The 17,515-nt window shown below is 43.7% G+C and carries 18 protein-coding genes and 1 pseudogene; 13 read left to right on the forward strand and 6 right to left on the reverse strand.

Annotated elements, in window-relative coordinates; all coding sequences use genetic code 11:
• Positions 1–76 precede the first annotated feature (76 nt).
• Positions 77–1,045 (forward strand): PstS family phosphate ABC transporter substrate-binding protein, encoded by a 969-nt coding sequence (locus tag ACH19P_RS04775; RefSeq protein ID WP_462157369.1) that lies wholly within the window; start codon positions 77–79, stop codon positions 1,043–1,045.
• 68 nt (positions 1,046–1,113) lie between these two features.
• Here ACH19P_RS04775 and argE read toward each other — a convergent pair whose 3' ends face one another.
• Positions 1,114–2,259 carry an acetylornithine deacetylase gene (argE, locus tag ACH19P_RS04780; protein WP_462157370.1) on the reverse strand — a complete coding sequence of 382 codons (1,146 nt, stop codon included), beginning with the start codon at positions 2,257–2,259 and terminating at the stop codon, positions 1,114–1,116.
• 229 nt (positions 2,260–2,488) lie between these two features.
• Here argE and argC point away from each other — a divergent pair, with 229 nt between their 5' ends.
• The 7 genes from argC to ACH19P_RS04815 all read left to right on the forward strand — a co-directional run bounded on the left by argC (position 2,489) and on the right by ACH19P_RS04815 (position 9,225).
• A complete protein-coding gene (argC, locus tag ACH19P_RS04785; protein ID WP_462157371.1) occupies positions 2,489–3,496 on the forward strand; it encodes an N-acetyl-gamma-glutamyl-phosphate reductase in 1,008 nt (335 codons plus the stop codon).
• A 7-nt stretch (positions 3,497–3,503) separates the two neighbouring features.
• Positions 3,504–4,277: an acetylglutamate kinase gene (gene argB, locus ACH19P_RS04790; protein WP_462157372.1), complete on the forward strand. Its 774-nt coding sequence runs from the start codon at positions 3,504–3,506 to the stop codon at positions 4,275–4,277.
• Between the two features lie 8 nt (positions 4,278–4,285).
• A complete protein-coding gene (locus ACH19P_RS04795) occupies positions 4,286–5,203 on the forward strand; it encodes an ornithine carbamoyltransferase (protein WP_462157373.1) in 918 nt (305 codons plus the stop codon).
• 9 nt (positions 5,204–5,212) lie between these two features.
• Positions 5,213–6,412 carry an argininosuccinate synthase gene (locus ACH19P_RS04800; RefSeq protein ID WP_462157374.1) on the forward strand — a complete coding sequence of 400 codons (1,200 nt, stop codon included), beginning with the start codon at positions 5,213–5,215 and terminating at the stop codon, positions 6,410–6,412.
• A 14-nt stretch (positions 6,413–6,426) separates the two neighbouring features.
• Positions 6,427–8,292: an argininosuccinate lyase gene (gene argH, locus ACH19P_RS04805; protein ID WP_462157375.1), complete on the forward strand. Its 1,866-nt coding sequence runs from the start codon at positions 6,427–6,429 to the stop codon at positions 8,290–8,292.
• Positions 8,293–8,444: 152 nt separating this feature from the next.
• The gene (locus ACH19P_RS04810) at positions 8,445–8,681 is read left to right on the forward strand and encodes a hypothetical protein (protein ID WP_462157376.1); all 237 of its coding nucleotides are present in this window, start codon (positions 8,445–8,447) and stop codon (positions 8,679–8,681) included.
• Entirely contained in the window at positions 8,671–9,225 is a 555-nt protein-coding gene (locus ACH19P_RS04815; RefSeq protein ID WP_462157377.1) for a hypothetical protein, read from the forward strand. Before ACH19P_RS04810 ends, ACH19P_RS04815 begins: the two co-directional genes overlap by 11 nt.
• A 25-nt stretch (positions 9,226–9,250) precedes the next feature.
• On the opposite strand, the gene ACH19P_RS04820 is transcribed toward ACH19P_RS04815, so the two are convergent.
• Entirely contained in the window at positions 9,251–9,532 is a 282-nt protein-coding gene (locus tag ACH19P_RS04820; RefSeq protein ID WP_462157378.1) for a hypothetical protein, read from the reverse strand.
• A gap of 831 nt (positions 9,533–10,363) precedes the next feature.
• Between ACH19P_RS04820 and ACH19P_RS04825 the strand changes: the two genes are divergently transcribed.
• Positions 10,364–10,846: a hypothetical protein gene (locus ACH19P_RS04825; RefSeq protein ID WP_462157379.1), complete on the forward strand. Its 483-nt coding sequence runs from the start codon at positions 10,364–10,366 to the stop codon at positions 10,844–10,846.
• A gap of 39 nt (positions 10,847–10,885) precedes the next feature.
• A complete protein-coding gene (locus ACH19P_RS04830) occupies positions 10,886–11,389 on the forward strand; it encodes a hypothetical protein (RefSeq protein WP_462157380.1) in 504 nt (167 codons plus the stop codon).
• Here the strand turns inward: ACH19P_RS04830 and ACH19P_RS04835 are convergent.
• Positions 11,360–12,745 carry a capsule assembly Wzi family protein gene (locus tag ACH19P_RS04835; RefSeq protein ID WP_462157381.1) on the reverse strand — a complete coding sequence of 462 codons (1,386 nt, stop codon included), beginning with the start codon at positions 12,743–12,745 and terminating at the stop codon, positions 11,360–11,362. The two genes, ACH19P_RS04830 and ACH19P_RS04835, sit on opposite strands and share 30 nt — an antisense overlap.
• On the reverse strand, positions 12,745–13,224 hold the full coding sequence (gene coaD, locus ACH19P_RS04840; protein ID WP_462157383.1) for a pantetheine-phosphate adenylyltransferase: 480 nt from the start codon (positions 13,222–13,224) through the stop codon (positions 12,745–12,747). The genes ACH19P_RS04835 and coaD overlap by 1 nt, the downstream gene beginning before the upstream one ends.
• A gap of 182 nt (positions 13,225–13,406) precedes the next feature.
• On the opposite strand from coaD, the gene ACH19P_RS04845 reads away from it, so the two are divergent.
• Both ACH19P_RS04845 and thiI read left to right on the forward strand, forming a co-directional pair.
• Positions 13,407–14,048 (forward strand): TetR/AcrR family transcriptional regulator, encoded by a 642-nt coding sequence (locus ACH19P_RS04845; RefSeq protein WP_462157384.1) that lies wholly within the window; start codon positions 13,407–13,409, stop codon positions 14,046–14,048.
• Between the two features lie 126 nt (positions 14,049–14,174).
• A pseudogene (gene thiI, locus ACH19P_RS04850) lies at positions 14,175–15,633 on the forward strand (tRNA uracil 4-sulfurtransferase ThiI).
• On the opposite strand, the gene ACH19P_RS04855 reads toward thiI, so the two are convergent.
• Entirely contained in the window at positions 15,614–16,513 is a 900-nt protein-coding gene (locus ACH19P_RS04855; RefSeq protein WP_462157385.1) for a ketopantoate reductase family protein, read from the reverse strand. The pseudogene thiI and the gene ACH19P_RS04855 sit on opposite strands and share 20 nt — an antisense overlap.
• Positions 16,495–16,845 (reverse strand): VanZ family protein, encoded by a 351-nt coding sequence (locus tag ACH19P_RS04860; protein ID WP_462157386.1) that lies wholly within the window; start codon positions 16,843–16,845, stop codon positions 16,495–16,497. The genes ACH19P_RS04855 and ACH19P_RS04860 overlap by 19 nt, the downstream gene beginning before the upstream one ends.
• Before the next feature lie 130 nt (positions 16,846–16,975).
• Between ACH19P_RS04860 and ACH19P_RS04865 the strand changes: the two genes are divergently transcribed.
• Positions 16,976–17,458 (forward strand): YajQ family cyclic di-GMP-binding protein, encoded by a 483-nt coding sequence (locus ACH19P_RS04865; protein WP_462157387.1) that lies wholly within the window; start codon positions 16,976–16,978, stop codon positions 17,456–17,458.
• The last annotated feature ends 57 nt before the right edge of the window (positions 17,459–17,515 follow it).

Raw genomic sequence — 17,515 nt, forward strand, 5'->3', positions numbered from 1 at the left:
TAAGTAATCTAACTGTCATTTAATCACTGCACAATGGCTGCAGTTGAAACACGGGAAGAACTAATTGGAGAACCCAATGAAATTTAAAAACTTAGTTGCTGCAATGGGCGTTGCTATCAGTGCTCTGACTGCAGGTCAAGCAATGGCTACTGACAAAGCAATCCCTGAGTACGAAAAAACAAGCGGCATCTCAGGCAACTTTTCATCTGTTGGTTCAGATACTTTAGCCAACATGATGACTTTCTGGGCAGAAGAGTACAAACGTATCTACCCTAACGTAAACATTCAGATTCAAGCAGCAGGTTCTTCAACAGCTCCTCCTGCATTGACTGAAGGTACTGCGAACTTCGGTCCAATGAGCCGTAAGATGAAGTCTAAAGAAATCGAAGCTTTCGAAAAACGTTATGGCTACAAGCCAACTGAAATTCGTGTAGCAATCGATGCGCTAGCCGTATTTGTACACAAAGATAACCCAATTGAAGGTCTACGTATCGACCAAGTTGATGCAATCTTCTCATCTACACGTAAGTGTGGCGCATCAGAAGAAGTGAACCGTTGGGGTGAAGTAGGTCTTGAAGGTGATTGGGCTGCGAAAGACATCCAACTTTACGGTCGTAACTCAGTATCTGGTACTTACGGTTACTTCAAAAAGAAAGCACTGTGTAAAGGTGACTTCCGTAATAACGTAAACGAGCAACCTGGTTCAGCATCAGTTGTGCAATCAATCTCTTCTTCAGTGAATGCGATTGGTTACTCAGGTATCGGTTACAAAACATCAGGTGTTCGCACCGTTCCGCTAGCGAAGAAAGGCGACAAGTTTGTTGACGCGACGCTTGAGAATGTAGCAACGGGTAAATACCCATTATCACGTTTCCTATACGTTTACGTTAACAAGCACCCGAACAAACCACTAGCACCAATTGATGCTGAATTCATCAAGATGGTTCTATCACAGACTGGCCAGAAAATTGTTGAAAAAGATGGTTATGTGCCACTTTCTGCAAAAATGGTTGAAGCTGAGCTACAAAAGCTAGGTCTTAACTAATCTTTGAATCTTGTTGATTAGATACGAAAGCCCCTCAAATGAGGGGCTTTTTTTGTGTTAGTTCATGACTACCAACAACTTTTATGAATCATTTCTTTGATGATGTGCTGAGAAGGCACGATTTTCTCGAGTGCTAAAAACTCATCTGGCTGGTGGGCTTGATTAATAGAACCTGGCCCCATTACGATTGTTTCACAGCCCAGTTGGGCAATAAAAGGGGCTTCGGTACAATAGTTTACCGCTACAGCTGATTGCTGTGATACCGACTCTGCAAGTTTTACTAAAGCACTGTCAGTGGTGCCGGCAAATGCTGGAATGGGTTCATGCATATCCCATACTTCAACGCATCCAGGGTAGCGAGCATTAATTTCTTTGGTTGCATCTAATAGCATCGCCTGCAATTGCGCAATGCTGAGCCCTGGCAATGGACGCATATCAAGCTGCAACTCGCAACAGCCACAAATACGATTGGCACTGTCGCCGCCATGGATGTGACCCAAGTTGAGGGTAGGGTATGGAATGGCAAAATGCTCAATTGAATATTTATTCTTAAGTTCCTCTTTTAACACAAGCAACTTTTGAATCACTAAATTCATTACCTCTATGGCGTTAACACCACGGTCTGGATCCGAGCTGTGACCACTTTTTCCAATGATACGGATAGCCGAGGTCATATGTCCTTTGTGCGTAAATACAGGCACCATGTCTGTAGGCTCGCCGATAATGCATCGAGCAGGCTTTAAATCTGGGTATTTTGCGACTTCCTGTGCACCCGCCATCGTGGTTTCTTCATCCGCAGTGGCGAGAATTAATAACGGTTGTTGCTGCTTGGTGCTATCAAGCTCAGAAATAGCGTTAAGTACAAAGGCAAAAAATCCCTTCATATCAATGCTTCCTAAGCCAAAAAGTTTGTTGTCACGCTCAGTCAAAGTGAAGGGATCCATTTGCCAGCGGCCTTCGTCAAACGGCACTGTGTCGGTATGACCTGCTAGCATCAAACCACCTGCGCCTTCACCGCGTTTTGCGAGGAGGTTAAATTTTCCCGGCGCGCTCTCTAATTCAATGACTTGGCAGGTAAATCCGAGTGATTCACACCAACTTGCTAATAGCTCAATTACCCCTTTATTACTCTGGCTTTGGCGTGGGTCGAGCGAACTGATGGAAGGCGAAGCAATGAGCTGCTTATAAAGCTCGAGAAAATCAGGGGTTTGCATATTAATTCCAAATAATTATTCACAACTGTTGCATAACAATATAAATGCCTTTATAGTGAATATCAATTCACTTTTTAAGCATAAATATTGGTTTTTTTGATGGCGTTTCACCTTCTTAGCATATCGCATCGACGATAGTTCGAGTACGCACCGGTCTCCCGGGTGCGTGCTCCCTTTTTTCGTCGGGCTTCCCGCCTGTTATTTATTTCTGAAATTGAGCGTGTTGTAAATGAATATTGTAATAATTGGTGCGAGTGGCTACAGCGGTGCTGAGCTGGCAAAGTTAGTTGCTTCACACCCCTATTTTAATCTTGTTGGTTGTTATGTATCAGAAGGAAGCGTTGATCTAAACAAACCATTAAGCCAGTTATACCCAGAACACAGAGGCATTGTTGATTTACCGCTTACCGGTTTAGACAATTTGGCGATGGACTTCATCATCAAAGAAGCGGATGCCGTGTGCTTGTGTACTGACCACAAAGTGAGTGTAGAACTGGCACCGACTTTTTTAGAGCATGGTCTTAAAGTATTTGATTTATCTGGTGGTTTCCGTCTTTCACAGCCTGAACTGTATGATCAGTATTATGGCTTTACACACCAGCATCCTGAGCTACTTGAGCAAGCGGTATACGGCCTAGCTGAATGGTACGGTGACAAAATTAAAGATGCACAGCTAGTCGCTGTTGCGGGTTGTTACCCTACGGCCAGCCTTAACGCTCTAAAACCTCTCAAAGACGCAGGTATTTTAGCTGATGATAGCCAAATCATTATAAATGCCGTCTCAGGAGTGACTGGCGCAGGTAGAAAAGCAAATATTGGTACGCATTTCTGCGAAGTCTCACTCGCGCCTTATGGGTTATTCAATCACAGACACACACCGGAAATTTCACAATATCTCAGCGCGCCTGTGTTGTTCACTCCTCACCTAGGTAACTTCAAACGCGGTATTTTGGCGACTATTTACGCGCAGGTTAACAGTGATATTGCCATTGACGATGTCAGCAAGGCTTACCAAGTGTTAGCTGATGAGCCTTTGATCCGTTTATTGGGGGCAGGACAAGTGGCATCAATTAAGGGCATCGATGGACAGCCATTTGTAGACATCGGTTGGAACTTGCAAGGTCAGCAACTCATTATCAGCGTAGCGATTGACAACTTATTGAAAGGCGCATCAGGGCAAGCATTGCAGTGCATGAACCTTAATGCAGGATTAGCTATTAACACAGGTTTAATTTGAGGCAGTAATGAATTCAACGAAGAAAACATGGGTCATTAAACTCGGCGGTGCGGTGCTTAATAACCTCGGTGCACTCAATGCGTTGTTTGCTGCTTTAGCGACTAAGCAGGACGCTCACTATGTCGTTGTGCATGGTGGCGGCGCGCTGGTTGACAGATGGTTACAGGATGCTGGATTTGCTACAGCAAAGCATCAAGGTTTGCGTATCAGTCCTGCTGAACAAATGCCGTATATCGTCGGTGCATTGGCTGGATGCGCAAATAAGCAACTACTTGGTTGTGCCTTGAAAAACCAGTTAAAGCCTGTGGGACTAAGCCTATATGAAGCTGGAGTGTTGGCGAAACAGAAGCTAAAAGCGTTAGGGTGCGTGGGTGAATGCTTAGAAGCGACGGATTCAATTGTACCAATGTTACTTGAACAAGGTCGTTTGCCGCTAGTGAGCTCGATTAGTTTTGATGAGCAAGGTCAGTGGTACAACGTTAATGCGGATGAAGCCGCAGCGGCAATTGCAAAAGCATTGGCAGCGGAACTTATTTTTATGACGGATGTTGAAGCCGTTTTGGACCAAAATGGCCAAGCTTTGCATCAGCTTAATGCGCAACAGATTGCGCAATTAATTGAGGAAGGAGTGATTTCGGGCGGGATGGAGGTCAAAGTGAAGACCAGCCTTCTTGCTGCCCAGCACTTACGAAGAGGTGTCTATATCTCCAGTTGGCAAAAGCCAGAAAACTTAATTGCGTTGCTCGATGGTGAGCACGTAGGTACTCAAATTTCGATGTAGACATAATTATGAAACAAGACTTTATTACTGGCCTTGAGCTAGACGAAAAACACATTCTTTCACTGCTTTCTTTAGCGCAAAAGATTAAAGCGCACCCGAGTGATTATTCACAGGCTCTGGCGGGCAAATCAATCGTTACTTTATTCGAAAAGCAGAGCCTTCGTACTCGTTTAACCTTTGATATTGGTATTCATAAGTTAGGCGGACACGCAGTGTATTTAGATCAGCAAAATGGGGCAATGGGCTCACGTGAGTCGGTGAAAGATTTTGCTCTGAACATCAGCGCGTGGGCGGATGCTATCGTAGCCCGTGTAAATCAACACAAAACCTTGCAGGAACTTAGCGAGTTCTCAGCAAAACCTGTGGTGAATTCTCTGTGTGATTTATACCACCCATGTCAGGCACTAGCCGATTTCTTGACGCTACAAGAAGTGCATGGCGATGTGAGCCAGTTAAAGCTCGCTTACTTAGGCGAGGGAAACAACGTTACTCATTCATTGATGCTACTCGCGGCGACCCTTGGTACTGATTTTGTGGCTGTATGCCCCAAAGGCAGTGGCCCTGACGCACAGATAGTTAAACAAGCTGAGCAAATTGCGGCGAGTAAAGGAGCGTCTATCCTTGTCAGTGACCGTGTTGAAGCTGCGGCAGGTGCGAATGCACTTTATGCCGATACTTGGGTATCTATGGGGGATAACACGCCACTTGAACAGGTAAAAGAAAAGTACATGCCATATCAGCTTAATAAACAGCTGGTAGATATGACTGGCGCCCAAACAATTTTACATTGCCAACCCGCACACCGTGAGTTTGAAATTACTTCGGAAGTGATGGATGGCGAGCAATCAAAGATTATTCAGCAGGCAGAAAACCGCATGCACGCGCAAAACGCTTTGCTAGTTACATTATTAAACCCAAATTTTTAAGGACTTGAGATGAGCACTATTAAAAAAGTTGTATTGGCCTACTCGGGTGGACTGGATACATCAGCCATTGTTCCATGGTTAAAGGAAAACTATGGCTGTGAAGTAATCGCGTTCGTGGCTGATGTTGGCCAAGGTGAAGAAGAGCTTGAAGGTGTAGAAGCAAAAGCAATCGCATCGGGTGCTTCTGAATGCCATATCGTTGACCTAAAAGAAGAGATGGTTGCCAACTACATTTACCCAACCCTTAAAACGGGTTCAATTTACGAAGGCACTTACCTACTTGGCACCTCAATGGCGCGTCCAATCATCGCCAAAGCGCAGGTTGAAATTGCGCGCAAAGTGGGCGCAGATGCACTGTCACATGGTTGTACGGGTAAGGGTAACGACCAAGTTCGCTTTGAGTCATGTTTTGCAGCCCTAGCGCCTGATTTAAAAGTGATTGCTCCGTGGCGCGAGTGGGACCTATCAAGTCGTGAGTCTTTACTGGATTACTTAGCGCAGCGTGATATTCCGTGCGCAGCGTCAGCGACTAAAATTTACAGTCGTGATGCGAATGCATGGCATATTTCTCATGAAGGTGGTGAGCTTGAAGATCCATGGTGCCAGCCAAGTGATCAGGTTTGGACTTGGACTAACTCGCCAGAGCAAGCGCCAGACCAACCTGAGTTCGTCACAGTAAGTGTTGAAAAAGGTGAAATTGTTGCCGTAAATGGTGAGCAACTAAGTCCTTATCAGTGTTTGGTTAAGCTCAATGAACTTGCTGCGCCGCATGGTGTGGGTCGCGTTGACATCGTAGAGAACCGTCTTGTTGGTATGAAGTCGCGCGGTTGTTATGAAACACCGGGAGGCACGGTAATGATGGCGGCATTGCAAGCAATTGATGAGCTAGTGCTGGACAAAGCAAGCCGTAAATGGAAAGAGACGCTCGGCGGTGAATTCGCACACCTAGTGTATGACGGTCGTTGGTTTACACCTTTAAAAGAAAGCATTTTGGCTGCGGCAGAAGCGTTCGCGCAGTATGCAACAGGTGAAGTTGTGTTAAAGATGTATAAAGGCCAGGTTGTTGCAGTACAGAAGCAATCTGTAAACAGCCTATATAGTGAAGATTTCGCCACCTTTGGCGAAGACGATGTATATGACCAGTCGCATGCGGAAGGTTTTATCCGTTTATTCTCACTTTCAAGCAGAATCGCGGCACTTAAGAAGTAAGGCAGGAGAAGGGTATGGCACTATGGGGTGGACGGTTCTCAGCAGGACCGGATGAAGCTTTTAAGCAGTTTAACGACTCGCTGCCGTTTGATTATGTAATGGCGGAGCAGGATATTATTGGCTCTGTCGCGTGGGCGGGTGCTTTAAATCGTGTGGGCGTTTTAAATGACAACGAGCACATCGCGTTGGTCAACGCACTGTATGAATTGCTTGATGAAGTGAAAGAAAATCCACAAAGCGTTGCTGTGAGTGGAGATGAAGATATTCATTCATACGTTGAAGCAGCCTTGATTGGCAAAGTCGGTGATCTCGGCAAGAAATTGCATACAGGGCGCAGTCGAAATGACCAAGTGGCGACAGATTTCCGCCTCTGGTGTAAACAGACAGCAAGCACCATCGCTGAAGCGATTACTGCAACCAAAACAGCGCTCATTGCATTGGCTGAACGTGAGTTTGGCACTGTATTACCAGGCTATACCCATCTACAACGCGCACAACCAGTACTTTTTAGTCATTGGTGTATGGCGTATGTTGAAATGTTTGAACGTGATGCCAGTCGTCTAGAAGATGCAGTAAAACGCATGGATCAGTGTCCACTAGGCAGTGGCGCACTGGCGGGCACAGCATACGCTATCGACCGTCAACTTTTGGCTCATGATTTGGGTTTTGCCAATGCCACCCGCAATAGTCTTGATGCCGTATCTGACAGAGATTTTGTTGTTGAACTGCTCAGTACAGCGTCGATTTCAATGCTGCATTTATCGCGCTTTGCTGAAGATTTGATCTTTTATAATTCAGGAGAGGCAGGATTCGTTGAATTGGCCGACAACGTTACGTCAGGCTCTTCGCTGATGCCGCAGAAGAAAAATCCAGACGCGTTAGAGCTTATCCGTGGCAAAACGGGTCGTGTTTTTGGCTCAATGAGTGCGATGATGATGACTTTGAAGTCATTACCATTGGCTTACAACAAAGACATGCAAGAGGATAAAGAAGGGCTTTTTGATGCGCTTCCTACATGGCTTGCGTGTTTACATATGGCCCAATCATGCATCAATGGCATCAAAGTGAATGGTGACAGAACTAAAGAAGCGGCGCAGGGAGGCCATGCCAATGCCACTGAGCTCGCTGATTATTTGGTTGCTAAAGGGATCCCATTCCGTGAAGGGCATCATATCGTAGGTCAATTGGTGCAAATTGCGATTGGCGAAGGTAAAAATCTTGAACAGCTAACGTTGGAACAATTCCAAGCAGTAAGCCCAGTTATAGAATCTGATGTCTATCCGGTGCTAGAACTTGATGCTTGCCTTGCGGCGCGCAAAGCGTTAGGTGGTACATCACCTGAACAAGTTAGCTTAGCGATAAAGCAAGCTAAGCAAAACCATCATATTACTGTGCGCGATGCGAACTTAAATGATGTTGAAGCGATCAGCGAACTTATTCAGTATTGGGCGCGTGAAGGAGAAAATCTACCCAGAGCAAAAAGTGACATGGTGCACTCAATAAACGAGTTCGCGGTCACTGAAGTCGACGGTAAAGTAACAGGCTGCGCGTCGCTTTATATTTACGACACCGGTTTGGCTGAGATCCGATCGTTAGGTGTGGATCCCAGTAGTGGAGTGAAAGGACAAGGGCGCTTTTTAGTGGATCATTTACTTGTGAAAGCCAAAAAATTGGCACTCAAAAGAGTGATCGTTTTAACTCGAGTGCCCGAATTCTTTGCTAAACTTGGATTTGCAGATAGCAGTAAGGCCAGTTTGCCAGAAAAGGTCATGAAAGACTGTGAGCTTTGCTTGCGTAAAGAGAACTGTGATGAGGTAGCGATGGATTATTACCTACAGCATGTTCAGGTTGGTGAAATTCCTTGTAAGCAAATTGCTTAGTATTAAACGTGTCAATGAATATTGGCACGTGATCTGCATTAGTTGTTGTAGTCGCTAAGATTTTTCTTTGATGTGTGACACAAACACTTATTGTGTTAAATTTGACATAAGTGTTAATAGATAGTTAACTTAATTTTTAAAGGAGATTAACAATGCAAGTTAATACCAATACACAAGTTCAAGCGCAAACTTATACAACACTACAACAACAAACGCAGCAACCTACAGCGCAAAGTACTAGCACTCAGACACTACAATCTGATACAGTGACTTTATCTAGTGATGCACTAGCTGCTAGCGAAGCTGAATTACAGCGTGGTGGTGGTGAGGTTTCTGAGCCTAAGAAAAAGAGAACTAGAGAGTTCTGTAGGATGACGGATGTATTTTGAGAAAAGCTTTGCGATATTTATGGGGGCCTTCGTAGTTTGGGGCTTCCTTATGGCGATGTTTTTCAATTTGATGCTTATTGGCTTTAAAGCTAAACGGGATATGAAACTTCTGTTTGTAAGTGTCGTGATGTTTCTGTCATATTTTGCTAGTGATTATTTTTATGATGTATTTGCAGGCCATGAAATATACAAAACTTGGTTTTTGTACGATATGGCCACTTTACTTCTTCTTACTCCCATTTTTTTCGTAACAAAGTCTAGAGTTTCCCCCGGTGTAGTCTATGTGTTTATTGGCCTAACAGTGAATTCATTATTGTTTTTATTAATGCACATTGACAGAGTTGTTGTTGGTAATGAAAATCCTTGGTGGTATTGGAGCTTATACTCAATAGGAGTTAATACAGCTGATTTGCTTATGATAGTTGTATTGATAGTGGATAGGGATGTTCTTGGCTTTATCAGGTTAGGAAATTATCTCAAACGGAACATCGTCAAGTTCATAAAACGAACTGAAGCTCACAATTTCACTATTCTCAATGCATAATACTGCAGTTACCGAAGTGTGCCTCTTATACTTCTATGTAACCCACAAACATGCCCCTAGACTCCTCAGAAATATTTGAATTGTTTTCATATATAGAAGTTACAACGTTAACCTCTGCTTTTATAAGTTGGGGATTAATGATGGCCCTGCTGTTTAATCTAGTAGCATATTCAGAACCAAGCAGGCGACCTAGATCACCTCTTAAATTATGTTTCATTATAAATATTTCGTATCTAGCAACTTCGTTTTTTGATGTGAGCATGCAGCAATATGTAATTTGGGCTGCTGCAGATATTGTTACTGTCATTACATTGTTAGCCTTACAACGCAAGACACTAGTGTACCCTGCTTTATATTACTGTGTAGGAGTGTTGGTTTGTAATGCGGTATTACATCTAACATTATTTTATGACTTAAGTATTCTTGGTAACTACGAACCTTGGTGGCTATGGAATTTTTATCCCATTGCGATTAATGTAAATGACATTATTTTGATTTTTGCATTGATTTTTAATAAGGACTTTATGGGGTTAGGGTACGTAATTCGATTTTTCCGCAGTTGTACTAACTTACAGAGAGTTCGGAGTGTTGATTAATCCTTTCGAGTTGTATGAGCTTTTTTTATCTGGAGAGGTGGGCGCACTTTTGTCTGCCTTTGTAAATTGGGGGCTGTTAATGGCTCTCCTTGTAAACATAGTTAACTATTCAGAGCCCAAAAATCGGCCACAATCAGCATTGTGGGTTTGTTTGGTAGTCTGCCTTTCTTATGCTTCGACATCATTTGTAGGTCGTGAACTGAGTAAGTATCTTATTTGGATGACTGCGGATCTGATCACAATTTCATTATTAGTGATTTTCCAATTAAAGCGCCCAAAAGTAGCTTCATTTTACTATAGCGTTTTGGTGTTATCGGCTAATGCACTACTCCACGTGTCCATATATATAGATGTGGCTTTTTTCAACAATTATGAACCTTGGTGGCTATGGAGCTTTTATTCTATTGGAGTTAACGTCAATGACCTCGTTCTTATAATCGCACTTACTGTAAACAGGGACTTTTTGGGATTGTGCAGGCTAGGTCGATATGTGCGAAGCCAATTTGATGCAACCTTTAAGGCCGCATAGGGACATTTCTTAGATGTTTTTTATTTATGGAAGTTTGGCGGAGTTGCTAGCTGTTTTTGTTAACTGGGGTTTCATGATGGCCTTGTTGTTTAACTTAGTCAGCTACTCGGACGCCAAAGCCCGTAAGCGTTCTCCAGTATTAATTTCTTTAACTATAAGTATCTCTTATCTCAGCACTTCATTCTTAGATATCGGTTATTATGTTTATGCTGTTTACCCAATAGCAGATGTTTTAACCATCTTTATCATTTATTGGATACAGAAAAGGCGTGAGATTACTGCTGCATTGTATTACTGTATTTTTGGTTTGGCGCTCAATGCGATACTGCATAGCGCAATGTATTTAGATATTGTGATTCATGGGAATAGAGAACCGTGGTGGTTATGGAGTGTTTACTCAATCGGCATTAATATCAATGACGTTATGATGATATTAGCACTGATAGTGAACAGGGACTTCTTGGGATTAAGATTGCTAGCCAAACATATAAAGTGAAGGAGCGAGAGAGTTAAGAAATTAGCTAGGAAGTTGTAGATGTTTATTGTTTCAGAAGATCTTAGCAAGCTAATCGAAGCATTCGTTAGTTGGGGCTTTATGATGGCGCTCCTGTTTAATTTAGTTAGTTACTCAGACCCTTCTATGAGAAGCCGTTCTCCTTTATGGATAACGGTTATTATCAATATTTCATACGCATGCACATCACCTATTTCACCCAATTACTTCTTATATCCTAGCTATATACTCGCTGATTTATTGACTATAGCCTGCATATTTTGGGTTCAAAAATATCGTTATAGAACAGCAGCATTTTACTATTGCTGCTTCTTCCTTTGTTGCAATTCATTGTTACATACAGCTATTTTCATCGACTTTGATGTATTAGGAAACACAGACGCTTGGTGGTTGTGGACTCTTTATTCAACAGGCATCAACTTCAATGATGCCATGATGATTATCGTGCTAATTATAAATCGCGATTTTCTGGGGTTGTGCCGCGCTGGTAACTGTTTAAAAACGATATTCCAGCGCGAGGCTTAGCGCGGTATGCGTATCTGAATCAACATTATTGGATTCGCGCCATACATGACCCGTTATTTTGGCTAATGCTCCAAACACACCTTGCTGGTAGCCTAATTCAAGGCGTGAGATATCTGTGTCATTTCGCTCGATTCGCCCAAGCTTCATATGACCTGCATAACCCCCCATGGTGTGATAGCTTGCTCCCCATGTTATCGCTTCGGCATTTGCACCAATCGTTGGCCCTAAGTTTTGCTCACGATGTTGGTAACCTTGTCCAATACTGATGTCACCATAATTACAATTGTAATCAGGCGCAGCATTAAAACACTGGCTTTGTGTGTCGGTGTATTCTAAGTAGCTACTTAGCAGCGATGTGCTCGTGCCATAATGAGTTTGCAAGCCAACTGTGAAGGCTCCATCCTCGGCTACAAGCGCAGATTCAGCATGGCCTGCATATTCGGCGTATACAGAAAGGGGGAACTCACCCAATAAGGTTGAGTATTTAAAGTCAACAGAGCTAAGCGTTTGCTCGTGTGCCACTTCAGTCGTAAAGCTATCAACAGGGTAGTGTAACCAATCAGTATTGGTTTGGCTCACGCCAATCTCTAATCCATTAATGGGGGTTGCGCTAAAGCGCCAACCCCAAAAGTCGCCGTCTTCAATTTTTATGTCGTCAATTTTATTCACTTGGCTTTGTTGCTTTGCCGCAATCGCTGTGAAATTCCATGAGCCGATAAAAGACAACCATTGAGGACCGACATAATTGCTATTGTGGCGAGATAAACGCACACCTTTCATGGCTTGGGCGTTATTTGAAAGCACCAGTGGGTTTTCTTGGCTTGGGCCCCACCAATGGTTAACCATTTCACCACTGACAGACCAATTGCCTAACAATACAGCTAGGTAACTACCGTCATAGTTAACATATTTGCCGTCGAGGCTTTCATCTCGGTAGTTAACGCTTAGTTTCGCGCTTACTACTTTTCCTGTGATTTGCCCGCTCGTTTCAATGCCACTTTTAGCCTGATTTCGGGGTGCAAACCCTTGCCATGTTTGCGGCTCAGAATTGGTGAAAGCACGCACACTTGAGCTCGATTTTTGTTGAGCGAACTTCAGTGCATGTTGCAGATGGTGATAAGCAAATTGCGCTTGTGGTGATAGCTGATTTACTGAAACGCCATGTAAATCCTGCGCAATACCTTGCCACATCAGTGGGTAAGTATTCACAGGTCGTTTTATTACCCCTTGATTAACAAGCATTTCTACCGAGCTGCGTAGCAATGGAGCATCTGTATCTATCCAAGGCGATGCATGTACATGTGCTGATAGGAATAATGTGCTTAAAACAAATGAACTGCGTGCTGCAAATGCCATTATGATAATTTGTCCTTTAATGCTTGTGCCACTTCAGGAGCGACAAACTCTGACACGTTACCGCCATGTAACGCGACTTCCTTTACTAAGGTGGAAGAGATAAATGAATTCTCTTCTGCGGGAGTAAGAAATACACTTTCCAAATCTGGGTTTAGCCTGCGGTTCATGTTGGCAAGCTGGAATTCATACTCAAAATCGGATACCGCACGAATGCCACGAACGAGCACGTTGGCTTTTTGTGTTCTTGCTAAATCTGCAAGCAAACCACTAAATCCTATCACCGTAACATTGTCTAAGTGTGTGACAATTCTTTTTGCCAGCTCAACGCGCTCATCCAAAGTGAAGCAGGGCTTCTTACTTGGATTATGAGCAATCGCCACAATGACTTGATCGAACATTTTCGCTGCACGCTCAATTAGATCAAGGTGCCCATTAGTCAGTGGATCAAAGGTGCCTGGATAAAGTGCGGTTACCTTCATGAGGTTTCTCATTTTTTATACTTTTATGAGCGCATTTTAACAATCTTTCTCTCAGTTGCCAGCCCTAAACAAGAGATCCTAAATACACAGAGGTACACCATTGTGGATGCGCGCAAACATTGTTTATACTGGCTAACAATCTAAGGCGGTAGAACCAGTAAACTAGGCAGTAGAAGTTAAGTATGAGTACCAAGGAACGTATTATTCAGGCGAGCATTGAGTTGTTCAATCTTCATGGTGAACGAGCGATCACAACAAACCATATAGCTGCCCACCTCGGGATAAGCCCAGGCAATCTTTATTATCACTTTAAGAATAAAGAAGACATCCTTAGGCATATTTTTATGTTGTATCGTCAGCACTTAGATACTCAATTTAAGCCATTGCAAGATGATTTGGATGTCCTTCCTCAATTAACTCATTACTTTGACGCCTTGTTTGAACTGATGTGGAACTTCCATTTCTTCTATGACAACATGACAGATATTCTGGCCCGTGATGCCACCTTAAAAGCGGATTACATCGCGTTTCAACAGCGTTTGTTTGAGCAAGTGCGCGACATAGTTATCGCGTTAGACAAAAAAGACATCATTAAAATTGAAGAGCAAGATGCAGCTGAACTGACGCACATGTTAAAGCTCACAGTAAGCTTTTGGACGCCATACATCAAAGCGCGCCGCCAAAGTGGCGAGCTTAAGCGTTCAGACATCTTCCAAGGTCTATTAAAAATTATCACCCTGTTCGCTGCGTTCGCGACTGATAAAGGGCGAGTACAGCTCGTCAAACTCAAAGAAAGTTACGCCCAGCGCCAAGAAAACGATTAAGCAAAGCTCCGACCTATTCGCTATTATTTCCGTAAGCGTGCGGTTTTGATATAATCGCGCGCTTCGAATCTATGGGTCGCATTTTTATTGTGATTAGCGACCAAATTGAGCTGCTGCGAGTAAGTCATGATCAAGTTTATTGTTAAATTACACCCTGAAATTGCGATAAAGAGTAAATCTGTTCGCAAGCGTTTCACCAAAGTGTTGGAAAACAACATCAAGATCATGATGCGTCGCATCGATGAGCACGTTAAAGTGCGCAACAACTGGGATAACCTAACCGTTGAATCGGTCGCTGAAGATACGAACGTGGGCGTGCAAATGGCCGATGCGCTTGGTCGTATTCCTGGTATCGTGCTGTTCAATGAAGTGACGGAAGTTGAATTCACCACCCTTGATGACATTTATCAGCAAGCTCAGCGTCTACTGGCACATGAAATTGCCGGTAAGACTTTCTGTGTACGCTGTAAGCGCCAAGGTGACCATGACTTTACCTCTACAGATGTTGAGCGTTACGTTGGTGGTGGTTTAAATCAACACGTTGAAGGCGCGCGCGTAAAACTAAGCCGCCCTGAAGTCACCGTAAAAATCGAGATTAAAGACCAACGCGCTTATATCGTCACGCATGCACACCGTGGTATGGGTGGCTTCCCATTGCCAACACAAGAAGACGTGCTGTCTCTCATGTCAGGTGGCTTTGACTCGGGTGTGGCGAGCTATCAGATGATCCGCAAAGGCGCGCGCACGCATTTCTTGTTCTTCAATCTTGGTGGCGCTGCCCATGAGAATCGGTGTGAAGCAAGCGAGTCATTACTTGTGGTCACAATACAGCTCAACACACAAAGTAAAATTCATCACTGTAGATTTTGAACCCGTCGTAGCTGAGATCTTAGAGAACATTGAAGATTCCCAGATGGGCGTGGTACTTAAACGTATGATGATGCGTGCGGGTAGTAAAGTGGCTGAGAAGCTGAACATTGCTGCATTGGTAACAGGTGAAAGTATCGGCCAAGTATCAAGTCAAACACTGGCAAACTTGAGCGTGATTGACCGAGTAACAGATACCCTGATCTTACGCCCACTTATTCAATACGATAAGCAAGATATCATTGATATTGCGCGTGCTATTGGCACTTCGGAAATGGCCGAAGCTATGCCTGAATACTGCGGTGTAATTTCGCGCAAGCCAACCGTGAAAGCCAAGTTGAGCGTTATTGAAAAGCAAGAGCAAAACTTCGACTTTGATATTCTCGATACGGTTGTTGAAAACGCGACAGTGATTGATGTGCGTGAAATAGACACGGCCGCAAAAGAAGAAGTGAAAGAAGCTGAGTCGGTGTCTCAGTTGCCTGCAGGCTCAGTGGTTGTCGATATTCGCTCACCTGAGGAAGAAGACGCGAACCCACTTGAGCTCGATGGTGTGGAAGTGATTCATTTACCGTTTTTCCGCTTAGCAACCAAGTTTGGTGATTTACCGCAAGACAAAGAATACTATTTGTATTGTGCTAAGGGCGTGATGAGCCAACTCCAAGCGTTGATCCTACATGAGAATGGCTTTAAGACGGTTAAGGTTTACCGACCTTAATTCGTTGATAATAAAGTTCATTAACTGGCGTTGCTAGCCCGTGCTGGCGCGCCAGAGTCACCACATATCCACACATAGCATCAATTTCCGTTTCCCTGCCTCCTAGCTTGTCTTGCAGCATAGAACAGCGATTCCCTGCGGTATTTGCCATCACTTTATAAGCCTGAGCCAAGGCGTCACTCAAGTGCAACTCAACGCCCTCTTTGCCCCCGACATTGATAGCTTCATTCAGCAATGCAAATACATCACTTGCATAACGGGGTGATGTTAACGCGCCATTGAGCTCGTTATAGTAGGTAGCGATTGGGTTGATAGCTAAATTTATTAGCAGTTTTTGCCAGCGAGCTAGGAAGATGTCATTGCTTTTACTCAACAGAGGAATAGCACATTGCCAATCACACAACAGAGAATCAAGGCGGGTTTTTGCTATGTGATTCACTGCGCCAATAGTACTTGGTCCTTGACTGACATGAATGACATCATCGGTTTTGTTTTTATATGCCGCTTGTTGGGTGAGCATAAAGTACAAGCCTTGTGTCGGGCTCAATAAGTCAGCGAGTTCTGCGACATCAGTCATACCATTGTGGCTGAGTATGATATTGGCGTTAGGGTGTAAATGTTCAAGCACTCTGAACAATGCTGATTTGCACTGATGCGCTTTGGTAAAAAGCCAAAGTTCAGTGATAGGTTCTTTCACAGCACTGGCAACATCAACACGCAAAGGTGTGGTGTGCTGTGCAAAGGTGTAGGAATAGGCTGTTGGATGCGTTGGCTTGGTGACGAGGGTAACACGGTGGCGGGCGCTTAATTGATGGGAGAACACCAAGCCAAGCGCGCCAGGGCCAAGAACATGAACCGGCTTTATGCGTGTTTTTGACATCGTTTTTGCCACAAGTAATGCAACACAAAGTAACTTGCTGCACCGCTTGCATCCGCAATAAAATCTCCCATTGACGCTTGGCGATACGGCAACATATCTTGCATCCACTCAATGGCCGCACCATATGCACACAACAAGATAATTTGCGCCACAAGTGGGATTTTGAACGCCTTGTCCATAATAAAAGCGAGGATGAAAAAGATACCGAAATGGGCCACTTTATCCACATGCGGGAACAGGTTTAAGGCCGCTCCTTTAATTTCTTTCGCAAAGAGCGCAGTACATACGATAAGACTGACTAAAAACAAACCTTGGTAAACCCGACGTGTCACTATCTCTGCCTTATGAAAATGGAAAAAACGCTGGCAGTATAACAAACTAAAAACTGAATTCACTGTGTACTAATGCACAAAATTGCAATTCTCAGGGTATAATCTGAAAAAATATATTTAGGAGAGGCCCATGCCTTCATTTGATATCGTCTCTGAAATTGAAATGAGCGAAGCAAAAAACGCAGTGGAAAATGCCAAACGTGAACTAGAAACGCGTTACGATTTTCGTGGTGTTGATGCAAAAATTGAATTAAATAATGAGCATATCGAACTAACAGCTGAAGCTGAGCAGCAAGTGATGCAGTTATTCGATATCTTTGCGAGTAAAGCGTCTAAGCGCGGTTTAGATGTTAACAGTTTTGAGATTCAAAAAGCCGATCTGCATGGCAAATATGTGACTCGTAAAGTGACTATCAAGCAGGGCATCGATAAAGATGTAGCTAAGAAAGTTGTGAAAGCAATTAAAGACAGTAAAATCAAAGTGCAAGCTGCAATTCAAGGTGAAGAAGTGCGTGTAACGGGCAAAAAGCGTGATGACCTACAAGAGGTGATGCAACTGATCCGTGGTGCCGAGTTGGGTCAGCCTTTCCAGTTCAAGAACTTCCGCGACTAATCTCACCTAGCTTAGTTGTTTAAGTTCTAAGTATTTAGTCGATGGATGTATAGACGT

It is taken from the genome of Pseudoalteromonas sp. GB56 (assembly GCF_054923835.1).

What these genes read in the sequence shown, in the direction of transcription:
- ACH19P_RS04775 (WP_462157369.1), top strand. Translation starts at nt 77, where the DNA reads ATGAAATTTAAAAACTTAGTTGCTGCAATGGGCGTTGCTATCAGTGCT.
- argE (WP_462157370.1), bottom strand. Translation starts at nt 2,259, where the DNA reads ATGCAAACCCCTGATTTTCTCGAGCTTTATAAGCAGCTCATTGCTTCG.
- argC (WP_462157371.1), top strand. Translation starts at nt 2,489, where the DNA reads ATGAATATTGTAATAATTGGTGCGAGTGGCTACAGCGGTGCTGAGCTG.
- argB (WP_462157372.1), top strand. Translation starts at nt 3,504, where the DNA reads ATGAATTCAACGAAGAAAACATGGGTCATTAAACTCGGCGGTGCGGTG.
- ACH19P_RS04795 (WP_462157373.1), top strand. Translation starts at nt 4,286, where the DNA reads ATGAAACAAGACTTTATTACTGGCCTTGAGCTAGACGAAAAACACATT.
- ACH19P_RS04800 (WP_462157374.1), top strand. Translation starts at nt 5,213, where the DNA reads ATGAGCACTATTAAAAAAGTTGTATTGGCCTACTCGGGTGGACTGGAT.
- argH (WP_462157375.1), top strand. Translation starts at nt 6,427, where the DNA reads ATGGCACTATGGGGTGGACGGTTCTCAGCAGGACCGGATGAAGCTTTT.
- ACH19P_RS04810 (WP_462157376.1), top strand. Translation starts at nt 8,445, where the DNA reads ATGCAAGTTAATACCAATACACAAGTTCAAGCGCAAACTTATACAACA.
- ACH19P_RS04815 (WP_462157377.1), top strand. Translation starts at nt 8,671, where the DNA reads ATGTATTTTGAGAAAAGCTTTGCGATATTTATGGGGGCCTTCGTAGTT.
- ACH19P_RS04820 (WP_462157378.1), bottom strand. Translation starts at nt 9,532, where the DNA reads ATGACAGTAACAATATCTGCAGCAGCCCAAATTACATATTGCTGCATG.
- ACH19P_RS04825 (WP_462157379.1), top strand. Translation starts at nt 10,364, where the DNA reads ATGTTTTTTATTTATGGAAGTTTGGCGGAGTTGCTAGCTGTTTTTGTT.
- ACH19P_RS04830 (WP_462157380.1), top strand. Translation starts at nt 10,886, where the DNA reads ATGTTTATTGTTTCAGAAGATCTTAGCAAGCTAATCGAAGCATTCGTT.
- ACH19P_RS04835 (WP_462157381.1), bottom strand. Translation starts at nt 12,745, where the DNA reads ATGGCATTTGCAGCACGCAGTTCATTTGTTTTAAGCACATTATTCCTA.
- coaD (WP_462157383.1), bottom strand. Translation starts at nt 13,224, where the DNA reads ATGAAGGTAACCGCACTTTATCCAGGCACCTTTGATCCACTGACTAAT.
- ACH19P_RS04845 (WP_462157384.1), top strand. Translation starts at nt 13,407, where the DNA reads ATGAGTACCAAGGAACGTATTATTCAGGCGAGCATTGAGTTGTTCAAT.
- ACH19P_RS04855 (WP_462157385.1), bottom strand. Translation starts at nt 16,513, where the DNA reads ATGTCAAAAACACGCATAAAGCCGGTTCATGTTCTTGGCCCTGGCGCG.
- ACH19P_RS04865 (WP_462157387.1), top strand. Translation starts at nt 16,976, where the DNA reads ATGCCTTCATTTGATATCGTCTCTGAAATTGAAATGAGCGAAGCAAAA.